The organism is Sodalis glossinidius str. 'morsitans' (assembly GCF_000010085.1).
GTDB lineage: Bacteria > Pseudomonadota > Gammaproteobacteria > Enterobacterales > Enterobacteriaceae > Sodalis > Sodalis glossinidius.
This window is the reverse complement of the sequence record NC_007712.1, coordinates 4,114,640-4,130,867: the sequence shown is the minus strand read 5'-3', so window position 1 is coordinate 4,130,867 and position 16,228 is coordinate 4,114,640. Positions and strand designations below refer to the sequence as shown.

Here is a 16,228-nt window from a genome sequence, read left to right as displayed (position 1 = left end):
CTTTCTAACGCTTCACCAATTATCGCCTGTAAAACTGTGTACAAGATCACATCACAGCACATTTTAAATCGCAGCCCACGCGTTAATTCAATTGATATTTAAAATAACCATTGAAAAAATATGTTAAAATTCAGTATGTTAAATATTTTTCTCACGCTGGGCGCTCTTATTTGCCTCACTACATTGCCACACTTGTGCCGCTCAGGTTTATATTGCCGTGCGGTTTAGTAATGTGGGTGTAATTTTTTTATTACATATATTTAATGTAGTTACTATTATTACATGTACTATTTAGCGGCGGGATTCAATTGCTAATAAAATGTAAAGCAGAAGTAAAGGAGTTTCGGGAGACATACATTATCGCCGACGAATTTATTAATAAAGCGCGCGGCGCTTCTATTTGCCTTTTTGTTGACGAAAAACAAATTAATTTGCAGCGAGCACCACGATATGCCGTTCGCCTTCCAGGCACGGCACCTGAAGTCCGATCACCGATTCAACCCGAAAACCTGCCGGCAGCGCGTTCAGCTCCTCCTCGGACAGCTGGCCTTTGAGAGCGTAAAATCGCCCTTCTTCTTTACGCGGCAGCGCCGCACACCAGGTCAGCATGTCGCCGAGCGAGGCGAAAGCACGGCTTATTACGCCGTCAAAGCCGGCAGGCGGCGCAAAGCTCTCCACCCGGCTCTGTACCGCCGTAATATTGTCGAGCCCTAGCTCATGCTGTACCTGGCGTAAAAAACATATGCGCTTGCCCAGACTGTCCAACAGGGTGAAATGTGCATCGGGACGTACGATAGCCAACGGAATGCCCGGCAAGCCCGGACCGGTGCCGACATCGATGAAACGATCCCCACGCAAGTGCGGATTCACGACAATACTGTCCATGATATGGCGAACAAGCATCTGTTCAGGGGAGCGCACCGACGTCAGGTTGTAAGCCTTGTTCCATTTATGCAGCAGCGCCACATAACCCAGTAGCTTCTCTTTTTGCGCCGAGGTTAGCGCCATATCCGCCTGCGCCAGCAGGGACTCCAGTCTCTTGAGCATCGATGCTTTCCGTCGTTATCAGGGGCTGCGGTGCCGCAGCCCCTGTTTTTTTAGCCAGACCAGCAAGATAGAAATCGCCGCAGGCGTGACGCCGGAAATGCGTGACGCCTGACCGATAGAATTGGGTTTATGATCGTTGAGCTTGGCGATCACTTCGTTGGACAGACCCGACACGGTGCTAAAATCCATCGCCGCCGGCAGCAAGGTATGTTCATTGCGCATCTGACGTGCAATCTCCTCCTGCTGACGGGCGATGTAGCCTTGGTATTTGATCTGGATTTCGACCTGCTCTGCCGCCTGGCTGTCGACCAGCGCCGGGCCAAAACGTTCCAGGTGGGTCAGGCGCGCGTAATCCATCTCCGGGCGGCGCAGAAGTTCTTCGCCATTGGCTTCGCGCGTCAGCGACGCTTTAAGCAGCGGATTAAGCTGCTCGACGCCATCGCTACCGGGGTGTACCCAGATATCGCGCAGGCGCTGACGCTCGCGCTCAATTTGCTCCTGCTTGGCGCAAAAGCGCTCCCAGCGCACGTCATCCACCATGCCTAGCTGCCGACCGGTTTCCGTTAGGCGAAGATCGGCATTGTCTTCCCGCAGCAGCAGTCGGTATTCGGCGCGCGAGGTAAACATGCGGTAGGGCTCTTTGGTGCCCAGCGTGCATAAATCGTCTACCAGCACGCCGAGATAGGCCTGATCGCGTCGCGGCGACCAACCGTCTTTCCCCATGGCCAGCCGTGCCGCGTTCAGACCAGCCAGCATGCCTTGGGCGGCGGCCTCTTCATAGCCGGTGGTACCGTTGATTTGACCGGCGAAAAACAGCCCTTCGATCAGTTTGCTTTCCAGCGTCAGCTTAAGATCGCGCGGATCAAAGAAGTCATACTCGATCGCATAGCCGGGCCGCACAATACGCGCGTTCTCAAGCCCCTGCATGGAGTGGACGATTTTCATCTGCACGTCGAACGGCAGGCTGGTCGAGATGCCGTTAGGATAAATTTCGTTGCTGGTCAGTCCTTCCGGCTCAAGAAAGATCTGATGGGCATCGCGATCGGCAAAGCGCATCACCTTATCTTCAATGGACGGACAATAACGCGGCCCGACGCCTTCAATGATGCCGGCGTACATAGGACTGCGGTCCAGGTTCTGGCGGATGACCTCATGTGTCTTGTCGTTGGTATAGGTGATATAACAGGGGATCTGTCGCGGATGCTGATCCGCCGAGCCCAGGAACGAGAAAACGGGCAGCGGATCGTCGCCGTGCTGTGTCGCCAGCCGTGAGAAGTCGATACTGTGCGCATCAATACGCGGCGGCGTACCGGTTTTTAAACGGTTAACCCGGAAAGGCAACTCGCGCAAACGGCGAGACAGGGAAACCGAAGGCGGATCGCCTGCCCGACCGCCGCTATAATGATCCATGCCGATATGGATCTTGCCATCGAGGAAGGTTCCCACGGTCAGCACGACGGCACGGGCGCGAAATTTCAGCCCTATTTGGGTGACGGCGCCGACCACCCTGTCGCCTTCCATGATCAGATCCTCAACCGCCTGCTGGAAGATCATCAGATTAGGCTGGTTCTCCAGCGCGCCGCGTACCGCTTGCCGGTAAAGCACGCGATCCGCCTGTGCGCGAGTGGCCCTGACCGCGGGTCCTTTGCTGGCGTTTAATATCCTGAACTGGATGCCGCCCTTATCGATAGCCTGAGCCATCAGACCGCCCATGGCGTCGATTTCCTTGACCAAATGCCCCTTGCCGATACCGCCGATCGCCGGGTTACAGGACATTTGTCCTAGCGTATCAATGTTATGCGTCAGCAGAAGGGTTTGGCATCCCATTCGTGCCGACGCCATTGCCGCTTCCGTACCGGCATGGCCGCCACCGATAATGATGACGTCAAAGTGATCGGGATAAAACATGGTAAAAACACCTCATGTGAAAGCGAAGGATCGTCAAGGGGCTCGGGGAAGAGGATTCTACTCAAGTTTAAGCGGGATACAAGCCCGGAAGATCCGCAGGTAATTAAAGAAAGATCTTTTTATTTAAAGATCCCTTATTATGTCTACTACTAGGATCGCGATCCTCTGTGGATAAGACGTTTTTGATCAACCGATACAAGATATTATAGATCCACTGAGCCTGTGAATGATCGATGATCCCCGCCGGTATAAGCTGGGATCTTCTGTCCTGTTTATCCACAGGTCCTCGTGGTGATAAAGGTTATACATTGGATAACTACCGGTTATCTGCGGTTTTTAACGAGAGTTATACACAAAAAAGTGATATCAGCGTGCTTTTATTTGCGTGATCCACTCCGCCACCCAGACTTCCGCCGGATCCTCCGGGATTTCATGCTGGGTAATGTCGATCTTAAGCACGTCGCCGATCCGTTTGGCGCCGAGCGAAGTAAGCTGACGATCCAACGTGTCGATCGCGCCGCAGAACGTATCGTATGCGCTGTTGCCAATACCGATAGCGCCGAAGGTAACCGTGGATAGCGAAGGTGTTTGCGCCTTTAACTCTTCCAGCAGCGGCTGAAGATTCTCCGGCAATTCGCCGGCGCCGTGGGTCGAAGTGACCAGCAGCCACATACCTTCAGTACTCAACTCCGCCAGTTCGGCACCGTGCAAGATATCGGTGCTGAGCCCCTGCTGTTCCAGGATGCCGGCGACATGCTCGGCAACATATTCGGCGCTACCCAGGGTGCTGCCGCTAATGATGGTTACGTCGGCCATGATGGTCCCGTCAGATAAATGAGCCGGTATTGTACGCTGTGTACCGGCTGGGATCTACCTGTGGATAATTGTGGGTATTGTCAGAGCCGTTAAGGCACGATGGTACGGCTGATGGGGTTTTGCAGCGAGATCAGAGTCTCGGTGGATTGGATTTCGTCGATAGTCTGGATCTTGTTGATAAGTACCTGCTGAAGGGTGTCTATAGAGCGGCACATCACTTTGATGAAGATACTGTAATGACCGGTGGTGTAATACGCTTCCACTACCTCTTCCAACGCCTCCAATTTCTTAAGCGCCGATGGGTAGTCCTTGGCGCTTTTAAGGATAATGCCAATAAAGCAGCACACGTCATAGCCTAGCTGTTTCGGACTGACATCCACCCGAGCCCCGGTGATGATGCCCGCCTGTTTCATTTTTTCCACCCGCACGTGCACGGTGCTGGGACTGACGTTAAGGTGCTTGGCCAGCTCGGCGTAGGCGGTGCGCGCGTTGGCCATCAGCGCCTGCAAAATGGCGCGATCGAGGGCGTCGATCTGATAAGTTTCCGCCATGGTGATGTCCTCTGTGGCAATCCCGGCGGCAGATCCATTGTTCGCCCGCGGGATCACGCTTTACGGCGCCAGCAGCGCATAAGCCGCTGTTTCAGTCCGGTGTCGAAGCGCCAGATGTGATCGAAGATCTTCATAATACCGGGTTTTCCCATCGACGATAGCGCAACGGCGTGAAAGCGTTGCTGGCGATGGCGATGGCGATGGCGATGGCGATGGCGATGGCGCTGCTCGCGTATGCGTAGTTGGACCGTTTCAGACAGGCGGCCAGATCGGTGCCGCCGCGAAAGCGCTGGCCCAGGAAGCGGATAGCTTGCTCCAAGCCGCCGTCGGCGTTCAGTTCGTAATCCACCTGACCCGTAGAGAATAGGCTGATGAAGCAGCGTCGATTATCGGCCAGCGCTATCCGCATCAGCGCCAAACAGAACCCCTTCGCGCAGGCTTCGTTGAGCCGCCCATTGAACCGAAGGTATACACGCAGACAATCATCGGCCCACTCGGCTGCTGATCGTGCTGCTCACTGCTGGCCGGCTGCAGGATGCGTTGCGTCTGCCAGGCATCACCGTGCAGGCGGTAGGTCAGAAGCCGTTTCTCCAGCAAACGGCGGTAAAACTCGTATTCCAGCTCGTCGATACCGAGAGCGGCCAGCTCCCCCGGCAGTAGCCGCAGCAAATTGTCGCTCTGGTGGATGCCGCTTATCTCTTCCGGTTGTACCGCCGGCTCACGTACCCGCTTTATCACTTCGCGCTGCAACTTGTGTGGCGCGGCGACAAAGTGCGCCTCGCGGCTGCGTCCCAATTGCTCGGCCAACTGCTGCAGCTCCGGTTGCTGGTGCAGAAATTCGCCGTAATGCACCAACAGGCGATAGTCACCCTGTTCCACCCGGCCGGCAGTCATGTCCCATAACCGCCGGCGGCGTGCTGATTCTCCGCCAGCAACGGCGCCAGCGAGCCGCTCATCGCCAACTGCCGCTGTAGCTCGTCAAGCAGCCTTTCCCGCTCTTTTTCCAGCAACTGATGCTGTAGCGTCGTAGCCTGCAGCGTCAAACTGATGCACCAGCGCTGTAAAAATAAGGTTTGAAATGCGCTATCGGGACGCGCTGTTTCCCTTGATGCGGCCTGATAAAGTCTTTCCGCTTCAGAGCAAAAAGGCGATGTGAGACTGGCGAGCTGCGCCAGAGTTTCCGGCAACTGGGCGGCAAATACGTGATGATCTTGCAGTTAGCTTTGTTGAAAGAGATAAAATTCACTCGCAAGCGAAGGAGGTACTTTCCCCTGACGCAGCGCCTGTTCCAGTCGCGGTTTCATCAGCGGCACCCATTTCATCAAGGTTTTCTTCAGCGCTGGAAACTGTTCCAATAACAAAACGACCTGTGGACTGCCAAGCAAGGTCAAAATGATGTCATCCAGCAGCTGTCTCTGATCAATGGATAACAGGAGATTAAGCGTATCCAGCGTCACCACAGCGCGTTAGTCCTGCCTGGCCTGGGCTAACTGCTGGGAGAGGTCCAGCAGACTGGCTTCAATCCGCGCCACCCAATCCTGGGTAATAAAGAGACAATGTTGCTGTTCGTGAAACAAGCTCCGCTGTTGATGATAAAGGCGTGTGGCTTCCTCAAGGTCATCCAGCAAGGCTGCCGGTATCGCCTGCGCTGGCGTAGTTTCCGTCAGCGCCAGCAATGAGGGTTGCAGGCTGATATCGACTATCTCAAGCTGATGCTGAGCATTAATGCGCGCATCCACCCCCTGGGCGAAACCGATACCATTCAGTCGGGCCTTGAAAGCGCCTACTTTATTCAGCCACTGTTGCAGGGCATCACGCTCGACCGTGAGATGGTCGACGTGACCAGAGGCGTTTGCAGCAGAAAGGTCAATACCGGCTCGGTCAGCGATGCAGGCAGGCTGTAATGGGGTTTACGGCTCATCAGGGTTTTGGCGGGCGTAAGGGTTAATGCCCGCTGGGCCTGACTTTGCGCGATATGTTGACGTTTTTGCCGGTTGAAAGTCTGAATTTTGGTCAAAATCGCCTGTTGTTGATAGCCCTGCTCCACCATCAGCAGCTCAAATTGCTGATTGATAAGCTGGTAACTGGCAGGGTCATGCCACAAGCACTCTTTCAATAGGATGATATCCACCGGGGTAATACTTTGTCGATCGCTGAAAAACGCGCTGGCCTGAAGCAGGCGCAACGCTTTCTTCCAGCGCCGATAGGAGATTGTATGGCGCATCGGGTAACGCTTCCAGCCGCTGACGCAGTTGATAAATAAGCTCAAAACAGGCTGCCGGCAACGTCACCCGGTCGATTTGCCGTTGCCAGTCCTGGTATTCCTCGTCACTCACCCTCAACTGTGCCGGAACATCCTGCGGCTGGCTGTCGCCATGGCTTGTCGGCAGCGCGTGAAAATTGCTTCTTCTCCTTGACCTTATCCAGCCACAGGCGGATTAACATCCGGTCATACAACGCCTCCAGCCCGCTATCGGCCTCCGGCAATTCGTTGGAGGCGGTGATAAGCAGCCGCAGCGGCATCGTCTGCTCCTGATCGCCGTTACGGAACCGCCGTTCATTAATCGCGGTAAGCAGGGTGTTTAAAATTGCCGGGCCCGCTTTCCATATTTCATCCAGAAAGACAATTTCCGCCTCCGGTAAATACCCTTGGGTCATGCGATGATAGCGGCCATCCTCTTTCAGCGCCCGAATGGACAGAGGGCTGAACACTTCCTCCGGCGTAGAAAACTGGGTCATCAAATAATCGAAAGCGCGCGTATGGCTGAATGCCAGCTTCAGACGGCGGGCGATGAGGCTTTTGGCAATGCCGGGCGGTCCCAGCAAAAACACTCTTTCGCTGGAAAGCACCGCCAGCAGGCAAAGTCGCATAGTATGCTTGCGCTCATATAACCCGCTTTCCAGCACGCTGCTAAGGCGAGAAATTCTTTCCGCCAGAAGGGGCATAGAAGCCATAGTGTGATAGGTTATCCCTGTAAGTGGTGAAAACGATACAATAAACCAGCGCATTTTATAAAGAAATGCCCAGTTAATTTTATCCGTTATCAAATTTTTTGCGTTACACCCTTCAACGGGGGGTAATCAGGATTAGAATTAGGGTTTCGGCATTTTTCAGGCATACTGTGCGCTTTTGGTTTTCGAGGAAGTGCATTCACGCATGCTCCTGGACGACAAAATAGCTCGGGAAAGGTTATGAATAAAGATCATAAGCAGTCGCTGCCGGCGGTCACGCTTGCCGCCATAGGTGTCGTGTATGGTGATATTGGTACCAGTCCTCTCTATACCTTACGTGAATGTCTTGCCGGCCATTATGGTTTTGGCGTTGAACGCGTGGCGGTATTTGGTTTCTTATCCCTCATTTTCTGGCTTCTGATCCTGATCGTTTCCCTGAAATATCTTCTCTTCGTCATGCGCGCCGACAATGCCGGCGAAGGCGGTATTTTGACGCTAATGTCGCTCGCCGGCAGAAATACCGGCGCCAAATTGACCCCGGTACTGGTGATAATCGGGCTTATCGGCGGCAGCTTCTTTTACGGCGAGGTCGTTATCACGCCGGCCGTCTCTGTGATGTCGGCGATTGAAGGGCTGCAAATCGTGGCCCCCTCGCTACAGGAATTTATCGTTCCTCTCTCCGTGGTGGTGCTGACGTTGCTGTTTTTCATCCAAAAGAAAGGGACCGGCAGCGTCGGCAAACTTTTCGCGCCGGTGATGTTATTATGGTTTCTCACGCTGGGTGTACTGGGCGTGCGCGGTATCATCTATAATCCCGAAGTGCTCTATGCCCTTAATCCGAAATGGGCTATCGCCTTTTTTGCCGAATATCGAACCGTCTCCTTCTTCGCTCTGGGCGCGGTAGTGTTGGCTATCACCGGCGTAGAGGCGTTGTATGCCGATATGGGCCATTTCGGTAAATTGCCTATTCGCATCGCTTGGTTTAGCGCGGTGCTACCGTCCTTGGTGCTTAATTATTTCGGTCAGGGCGCGCTGTTATTGTCCAAGCCGGCGGCAATCAAAAACCCTTTCTTTTTACTCGCCCCCGATTGGGCGATGATTCCATTGCTTATTCTTGCCACGCTTGCAACGGTCATCGCTTCACAGGCGGTGATCTCCGGCGTATTTTCCCTGACTCGCCAGGCGGTGCGCCTGGGGTATATGCCGCCGATGCGCATCATTCATACCTCCGAGATGGAGGTGGGCCAGATTTATATTCCTTTCATCAACTGGCTGCTGTATATCGCCGTGGTGCTGGTAATTGTCAGCTTTGAGCACTCCAGCAATCTGGCGGCGGCCTACGGTATCGCGGTGACTGGCACCATGGTGCTGACCAGCATCCTGTCTTGTACCGTGGCCAGAAAAAACTGGCACTTGAATCTGTTAATTGTGTCCGTGCTGCTGCTGGCGCTGTTGTGCCTCGATGTGTCTATGTTTGCCGCCAACGCCCTGAAGATTTTCTCTGGCGGCTGGCTACCGTTGCTGCTGGGTTTCCTGATGTTCATCGCCATGATCACCTGGAAAAGCGAACGGTTCCTCTTGTTGCGACGGATCCATGAACATGGAAATTCCCTGGAAGCGCTGATTGCCTCTTTGGAAAAATCGCCGCCGGTGCGGGTCCCCGGTACGGCCGTGTTTATGTCGCGCGCTATGAACGTGATCCCGTTTGCCCTGCTACATAACCTCAAGCATAACAAAGTGCTGCATGAGCGCGTTGTGCTGCTGACGCTGCGTACAGAGGATGCCCCTTTTGTCCATAATGTACGGCGGGTCACTATCGAAGCGCTATCGCCCACTTTCTGGCGCGTCGTGGCAAGCTATGGTTTCAAAGAGGCGCCGGATATGGAGGAGATTTTCCACAGCTGCGGGCTTGAGGGGCTATCCTGCCGGATGATGGAAACGTCCTTTTTCATGTCTCATGAATCGCTTATTCTCGGCAAGCGGCCCTGGTATCTGATGATACGGGGCAAACTTTTCATGGTGTTAAGCCGTAACGCCCTGCGCGCGCCGGATCAATATCTCATACCGCCTAACCGGGTCATTGAGTTGGGAACGCAAATAGAGATCTGACGATTCAATCATTTTCAGCCAGCAACTGCTGGCAGGCGGCGAAAGCGCCCGGACCATCGCCGGCGAAAATGGCATCCACGATGGCCTGATGCCGGCCAAGCTTGATGACATCATCGCTGGCAATAGCGCGAAAGTAGTTCTGATAAATTGAACTGAACACATTAGCGAACGAAGACAGAAACGGGTTACCGCTGATTTCATAAATATGGTGGTGGAAATCCGCATCGACGCTTATCCAGCGCTCGCGGTCGAAATGCTGGTGAAGCCTGCGCATCTCTTCCATTAACGTTCCCAGCCGCTACCGTTCACCGCTGCCAATGCGCAGGCTTGCGGCTCCAGGCTGATCCTCATAATCAGAAAATGCGCCAGGATACGCTGGCTTAATTTTTCAGCCAGTACAATAGGAGAGGTTGCGTTGAGCGGCCCGTTGCTGCATGGATAAATGCATAGCGTTATTCCCTATACCCTCATGACAATTAACCTATACATACTATGCCAGCGTGGTGATTGCGGGGGGGGGGGGGGGGAATTCCCGTTTCTGGCGCATGATAACGCCATTTTTATTGCTTTTGCTGAAAAATAAATCAATCAGATCGTATTTGTGAAATAGCGCTTGTCACCGGCCGTGAAGGCCCTATAATGCGCCTCCACTGACCGGAAACAGTCGCTACGGCGCACCGGTTCAGCCAGAGGCAGGCGGCCCGCTACGGGAAAATAAAAGCTTGACTTTACAGCAGAAAAGCGTAATATGTGCCACTCGTGCGGGTCGAGAAAACAGCCGGCACTGCTCTTTAACAATTTATCAGACAATCTGTGTGGGCACTCACAAGACGATATCGACATACCGAAATATCAAGTCTTGAAGAGTGAACAACAAATATTCATATGAATACCAGTTTTGATTCTTTGAGCATCAAGCTTTTAATTGAAGAGTTTGATCATGGCTCAGATTGAACGCTGGCGGCAGGCCTAACACATGCAAGTCGAGCGGCAGCGGAAAGAAGCTTGCTTCTTTGCCGGCGAGCGGCGGACGGGTGAGTAATGTCTGGGGATCTGCCCGATGGAGGGGGATAACTACTGGAAACGGTAGCTAATACCGCATAACGTCGCAAGACTAAAGTGGGGGACCTTCGGGCCTCACACCATCGGATGAACCCAGATGGGATTAGCTAGTAGGTGGGGTAATGGCTCACCTAGGCGACGATCCCTAGCTGGTCTGAGAGGATGACCAGCCACACTGGAACTGAGACACGGTCCAGACTCCTACGGGAGGCAGCAGTGGGGAATATTGCACAATGGGGGAAACCCTGATGCAGCCATGCCGCGTGTGTGAAGAAGGCCTTCGGGTTGTAAAGCACTTTCAGCGGGGAAGAAGGCGTTAGCGTTAACAGCGCTATCGATTGACGTTACCTGCAGAAGAAGCACCGGCTAACTCCGTGCCAGCAGCCGCGGTAATACGGAGGGTGCAAGCGTTAATCGGAATTACTGGGCGTAAAGCGTACGCAGGCGGTCTGTTAAGTCAGATGTGAAATCCCCGGGCTTAACCTGGGAACTGCATTTGAAACTGGCAGGCTAGAGTCTCGTAGAGGGGGGTAGAATTCCAGGTGTAGCGGTGAAATGCGTAGAGATCTGGAGGAATACCGGTGGCGAAGGCGGCCCCCTGGACGAAGACTGACGCTCAGGTACGAAAGCGTGGGGAGCAAACAGGATTAGATACCCTGGTAGTCCACGCTGTAAACGATGTCGATTTGAAGGTTGTGGCCTTGAGCTGTGGCTTTCGGAGCTAACGCGTTAAATCGACCGCCTGGGGAGTACGGCCGCAAGGTTAAAACTCAAATGAATTGACGGGGGCCCGCACAAGCGGTGGAGCATGTGGTTTAATTCGATGCAACGCGAAGAACCTTACCTACTCTTGACATCCAGAGAACTTGGCAGAGATGCCTTGGTGCCTTCGGGAGCTCTGAGACAGGTGCTGCATGGCTGTCGTCAGCTCGTGTTGTGAAATGTTGGGTTAAGTCCCGCAACGAGCGCAACCCTTATCCTTTGTTGCCAGCGATTTGGTCGGGAACTCAAAGGAGACTGCCGGTGATAAACCGGAGGAAGGTGGGGATGACGTCAAGTCATCATGGCCCTTACGAGTAGGGCTACACACGTGCTACAATGGCGCATACAAAGAGAAGCGATCTCGCGAGAGTCAGCGGACCTCACAAAGTGCGTCGTAGTCCGGATTGGAGTCTGCAACTCGACTCCATGAAGTCGGAATCGCTAGTAATCGTGGATCAGAATGCCACGGTGAATACGTTCCTGGGCCTTGTACACACCGCCCGTCACACCATGGGAGTGGGTTGCAAAAGAAGTAGGTAGCTTAACCTTCGGGAGGGCGCTTACCACTTTGTGATTCATGACTGGGGTGAAGTCGTAACAAGGTAACCGTAGGGGAACCTGCGGTTGGATCACCTCCTTACCTAAGCGATACGTTGAGTGACGTGTCCACACAGATTGTCTGATAACTGTCACGAGCAAAGCAGCCCGTCGGCGGCTTTTTCCTGTTCACCCGGCGAGCAAGGTAAAAGTCATTGGCGGCTGAGCGAAGTTACCACCGCTTTTGCGGTCAGGGTTACCCGCTTTGCCTTACTGAAAGCGGTGCCTTCCACGCCAAAGTATCGCGATGCCCGCGCTTTTCGAGTCCCCTTCGTCTAGTGGCCTAGGACACTGCCCTTTCACGGCGGTAACAGGGGTTCGAACCCCCTAGGGGACGCCACTTTGCTTGTTATTTCAGAGCGCGTTTATCAAGCGCGCTGCGAAATACCGCTCTTTAACAATCCGGAACAAGCTGAAAATTTGAAACACATGCTGAAGTGCAAACTCAGTATGCGAGTCTCTCAAACGAAGTAAGCAAACCTGAGGTAACGCGCAAGCGTTATCACTGTAGCGCGCAGACAGCTCAGGGTTGTGAGGTTAAGTGACTAAGCGTACACGGTGGATGCCTAGGCAGTCAGAGGCGATGAAGGACGTGCTAATCTGCGAAAAGCGCCGGTGAGCTGATATGAAGCGTTATCAGCCGGCGATGTCCGAATGGGGAAACCCGGTGCAACTCGTTGCATCATTGTCAGGTGAATCCATAGCTTGACGAAGCGAACCAGGGGAACTGAAACATCTCAGTACCTTGAGGAAAAGAAATCAACCGAGATTCCCCCAGTAGCGGCGAGCGAACGGGGAACAGCCCAGAGCCATCATCAGCTTGCGCATCAGGAGAACGGTCTGGAAAGTCCGGCGACAGAGGGTGATAGCCCCGTATCCGAAGGTGCGCTTGTTGTGAGCTCGATGAGTAGGGCGGGACACGTGATATCCTGTCTGAAGATGGGGGGACCATCCTCCAAGGCTAAATACTCCTGACTGACCGATAGTGAACCAGTACCGTGAGGGAAAGGCGAAAAGAACCCCGGCGAGGGGAGTGAAATAGAACCTGAAACCGTGTACGTACAAGCAGTGGAAGCATCCTTCGGGGTGTGACTGCGTACCTTTTGTATAATGGGTCAGCGACTTATATTCTGTAGCAAGGTTAACCGTATAGGGGAGCCGTAGGGAAACCGAGTCTTAACTGGGCGTCTAGTTGCAGGGTATAGACCCGAAACCCGGTGATCTAGCCATGGGCAGGTTGAAGGTTGGGTAACACTAACTGGAGGACCGAACCGACTAATGTTGAAAAATTAGCGGATGACTTGTGGCTGGGGGTGAAAGGCCAATCAAACCGGGAGATAGCTGGTTCTCCCCGAAAGCTATTTAGGTAGCGCCTCGTGAAGTCATCTACGGGGGTAGAGCACTGTTTCGGCTAGGGGTCCATCCCGGATTACCAACCCGATGCAAACTGCGAATACCGTAGAATGTTATCACGGGAGACACACGGCGGGTGCTAACGTCCGTCGTGAAGAGGGAAACAACCCAGACCGCCAGCTAAGGTCCCAAAGTCATGGTTAAGTGGGAAACGATGTGGGAAGGCCCAGACAGCCAGGATGTTGGCTTAGAAGCAGCCATCATTTAAAGAAAGCGTAATAGCTCACTGGTCGAGTCGGCCTGCGCGGAAGATGTAACGGGGCTAAACCATGCACCGAAGCTGCGGCAGCGGACGTATCACTTAAAACGCTCCACGCGACGATGAGCGGGCGCGTGCAAGCCACATTCCCGTTAAGTCGGCAACAGCCGGACAAGGGCAAGGCGTTTTAAGGATACGTCCGTTGGGTAGGGGAGCGTTCTGTAAGCCTGTGAAGGTGGCCTGTGAGGGCTGCTGGAGGTATCAGAAGTGCGAATGCTGACATAAGTAACGATAAAGTGGGTGAAAAGCCCGCTCGCCGGAAGACCAAGGGTTCCTGTTCAACGTTAATCGGAGCAGGGTGAGTCGACCCCTAAGGCGAGGCCGAAAGGCGTAGTCGATGGGAAACAGGTTAATATTCCTGTACTAGGTGTGACTGCGAAGGGGGGACGGAGAAAGCTAGGTTTGCCGGGCGACGGTTGTCCCGGTTCAAGCGTGCAGGTGGAAAGAGCAGGCAAATCCGCTCTTTCATAACACTGAGGCGTGATGACGAGCTACCACGGTAGTGAAGGAATTGATGCTACGCTTCCAGGAAAAGCCTCTAAGCTCCAGGTCACATCGAATCGTACCCCAAACCGACACAGGTGGTCAGGTAGAGGATACCCAGGCGCTTGAGAGAACTCGGGTGAAGGAACTAGGCAAAATGGTGCCGTAACTTCGGGAGAAGGCACGCTGGCATGTAGGTGGAGGGCCTTGCGCCCCGAGCTGAAGCCAGTCGCAGATACCAGCTGGCTGCAACTGTTTATTAAAAACACAGCACTGTGCAAACACGAAAGTGGACGTATACGGTGTGACGCCTGCCCGGTGCCGGAAGGTTAATTGATGGGGTTATCCGTAAGGAGAAGCTCTTGATCGAAGCCCCGGTAAACGGCGGCCGTAACTATAACGGTCCTAAGGTAGCGAAATTCCTTGTCGGGTAAGTTCCGACCTGCACGAATGGCGTAATGATGGTCAGGCTGTCTCCACCCGAGACTCAGTGAAATTGAACTCGCCGTGAAGATGCGGTGTACCCGCGGCAAGACGGAAAGACCCCGTGAACCTTTACTATAGCTTGACACTGAACATTGAGCCTTGATGTGTAGGATAGGTGGGAGGCTTTGAAGTGTGGACGCCAGTCTGCATGGAGCCAACCTTGAAATACCACCCTTTAATGTTTGATGTTCTCACTCAGGCCCGTCATCCGGGCCGAGGACAGTGTCTGGTGGGTAGTTTGACTGGGGCGGTCTCCTCCCAAAGCGTAACGGAGGAGCACGAAGGTTAGCTAATCACGGTCGGACATCGTGAGGTTAGTGCAAAGGCATAAGCTAGCTTGACTGCGAGAGTGACGGCTCGAGCAGGTGCGAAAGCAGGTCTTAGTGATCCGGTGGTTCTGCATGGAAGGGCCATCGCTCAACGGATAAAAGGTACTCCGGGGATAACAGGCTGATACCGCCCAAGAGTTCATATCGACGGCGGTGTTTGGCACCTCGATGTCGGCTCATCACATCCTGGGGCTGAAGTAGGTCCCAAGGGTATGGCTGTTCGCCATTTAAAGTGGTACGCGAGCTGGGTTTAGAACGTCGTGAGACAGTTCGGTCCCTATCTGCCGTGGGCGCTGGAAGATTGAGAGGGGCTGCTCCTAGTACGAGAGGACCGGAGTGGACGCACCACTGGTGTTCGGGTTGTCATGCCAATGGCATTGCCCGGTAGCTACGTGCGGAAGAGATAACCGCTGAAAGCATCTAAGCGGGAAACTTGCCTCGAGATGAGTCTTCCCTGAGGCCTTGAGCCTCCTAAAGGGACGTTAAAGACGATGACGTTGATAGGTCGGGTGTGTAAGCGCTGCGAGGTGTTGAGCTAACCGATACTAATGACCCGTGAGACTTAACCTTACAACACCTGAGCTGTTTGAGAGAGGGCGAAAGCCAGAGCTGTAACGAACGTTAGCGGCAAAGCGCAAGCGACATGAACGCGAGCGCCAGAAAGACGATATCAGCGATGTTCCGGATAACGCCCGATGGTCACGCAAGTGAGGGTTGGGCAGCAAGAGCAGTCTGCATGGTGAAAGCGGTGCGGAAAACGAATTTGCCTGGCGGCACGAGCGCGGTGGTCCCACCTGACCCCATGCCGAACTCAGAAGTGAAACGCCGTAGCGCCGATGGTAGTGTGGGGTCTCCCCATGCGAGAGTAGGGAACTGCCAGGCATCCATTACGTCCTAACGGGTAGCCCGTGACGAGCAGTATCAACAGGTAGCGCGAGCTGCGGTAACACCCGGGATGGTCAACAGGCGTCTGACCTCGCTCATGTTAATCTGGTGTGTGTGTGTGTAGTGATTCGGTGGTGCGGTAGTTCAGTCGGTTAGAATACCGGCCTGTCACGCCGGGGGTCGCGGGTTCGAGTCCCGTCCGCACCGCCACCCTATTTAGGGGCGTAGTTCAATTGGTAGAGCACCGGTCTCCAAAACCGGGTGTTGGGAGTTCGAGTCTCTCCGCCCCTGCCAGCCATGGAAAACCCTTCGCAAACGCGAAGGGTTTTTTTCGCCCGTTGGTTTTTCCCCGCACAGCAGCTGTTGCCACATCACCGCCTGATCTGAATCAGCTAAACATATGCACAAAAACACTGTTCGTTCAGGGTGTGATACCGCTCATCATAATTATTTCTATTAAAACTAATTAATACCTATAGACAATAAGGGAGATGCATCCATTACTCATCCAGCATTACCGTCCCAAAAAGCGCCCGGCCATTAGCCGCTGGCCGAAGGCTGGGTGCGCC

The 16,228-nt window shown here is 53.9% G+C and carries 6 protein-coding genes, 3 tRNA genes, 3 rRNA genes and 3 pseudogenes; 8 read left to right on the top strand and 7 right to left on the bottom strand.

Translation table 11 applies throughout. The annotated features are described in order from the left end of the window. Positions 1–426 precede the first annotated feature (426 nt). The 6 genes and pseudogenes from rsmG to ravA form a co-directional block, all read right to left on the bottom strand. On the bottom strand, positions 427–1,047 hold the full coding sequence (rsmG, locus tag SGP1_RS21845) for a 16S rRNA (guanine(527)-N(7))-methyltransferase RsmG (RefSeq protein WP_011412212.1): 621 nt from the start codon (positions 1,045–1,047) through the stop codon (positions 427–429). A gap of 18 nt (positions 1,048–1,065) precedes the next feature. Beyond that, positions 1,066–2,955, bottom strand: a complete 1,890-nt coding sequence (mnmG, locus tag SGP1_RS21840) for a tRNA uridine-5-carboxymethylaminomethyl(34) synthesis enzyme MnmG (RefSeq protein ID WP_011412211.1) — start codon at positions 2,953–2,955, stop codon at positions 1,066–1,068. A 366-nt stretch (positions 2,956–3,321) separates the two neighbouring features. Then, complete coding sequence (gene mioC / locus SGP1_RS21835) at positions 3,322–3,771, bottom strand: FMN-binding protein MioC (protein WP_011412210.1); 450 nt, start codon at positions 3,769–3,771, stop codon at positions 3,322–3,324. A gap of 89 nt (positions 3,772–3,860) precedes the next feature. Next, positions 3,861–4,322 carry a transcriptional regulator AsnC gene (asnC, locus tag SGP1_RS21830; RefSeq protein WP_011412209.1) on the bottom strand — a complete coding sequence of 154 codons (462 nt, stop codon included), beginning with the start codon at positions 4,320–4,322 and terminating at the stop codon, positions 3,861–3,863. A gap of 53 nt (positions 4,323–4,375) precedes the next feature. Then, positions 4,376–5,779 (bottom strand): annotated as a pseudogene (viaA, locus tag SGP1_RS21825) (ATPase RavA stimulator ViaA). 9 nt (positions 5,780–5,788) lie between these two features. Next, positions 5,789–7,277 (bottom strand): annotated as a pseudogene (gene ravA / locus SGP1_RS21820) (ATPase RavA). A 237-nt stretch (positions 7,278–7,514) separates the two neighbouring features. On the opposite strand from ravA, the gene kup reads away from it, so the two are divergent. Beyond that, positions 7,515–9,383 (top strand): low affinity potassium transporter Kup, encoded by a 1,869-nt coding sequence (gene kup, locus SGP1_RS21815; RefSeq protein ID WP_011412208.1) that lies wholly within the window; start codon positions 7,515–7,517, stop codon positions 9,381–9,383. A gap of 4 nt (positions 9,384–9,387) precedes the next feature. On the opposite strand, the pseudogene SGP1_RS26010 reads toward kup, so the two are convergent. Continuing rightward, positions 9,388–9,758 (bottom strand): annotated as a pseudogene (locus tag SGP1_RS26010) (FadR/GntR family transcriptional regulator); the annotation flags it as partial. Between the two features lie 547 nt (positions 9,759–10,305). Here SGP1_RS26010 and SGP1_RS21805 point away from each other — a divergent pair. From SGP1_RS21805 to SGP1_RS21780, 7 genes are all read left to right on the top strand, one after another. Then, positions 10,306–11,847 (top strand): 16S ribosomal RNA (locus SGP1_RS21805). A gap of 35 nt (positions 11,848–11,882) precedes the next feature. Beyond that, entirely contained in the window at positions 11,883–12,083 is a 201-nt protein-coding gene (locus SGP1_RS30420) for a hypothetical protein (protein WP_148203372.1), read from the top strand. Next, a tRNA-Glu gene (locus tag SGP1_RS21800) sits at positions 12,069–12,144 on the top strand. The genes SGP1_RS30420 and SGP1_RS21800 overlap by 15 nt, the downstream gene beginning before the upstream one ends. Before the next feature lie 195 nt (positions 12,145–12,339). Beyond that, positions 12,340–15,344: ribosomal RNA gene (locus SGP1_RS21795) — 23S ribosomal RNA — on the top strand. A 196-nt stretch (positions 15,345–15,540) separates the two neighbouring features. Continuing rightward, a 5S ribosomal RNA gene (rrf, locus tag SGP1_RS21790) occupies positions 15,541–15,656 on the top strand. Together the 16S, 23S and 5S rRNA genes with 3 tRNA genes alongside form the textbook arrangement of a ribosomal RNA operon. 136 nt (positions 15,657–15,792) lie before the next feature. Continuing rightward, positions 15,793–15,869: transfer RNA gene (locus tag SGP1_RS21785), tRNA-Asp, on the top strand. A gap of 8 nt (positions 15,870–15,877) precedes the next feature. Continuing rightward, a tRNA-Trp gene (locus tag SGP1_RS21780) sits at positions 15,878–15,953 on the top strand. The last annotated feature ends 275 nt before the right edge of the window (positions 15,954–16,228 follow it).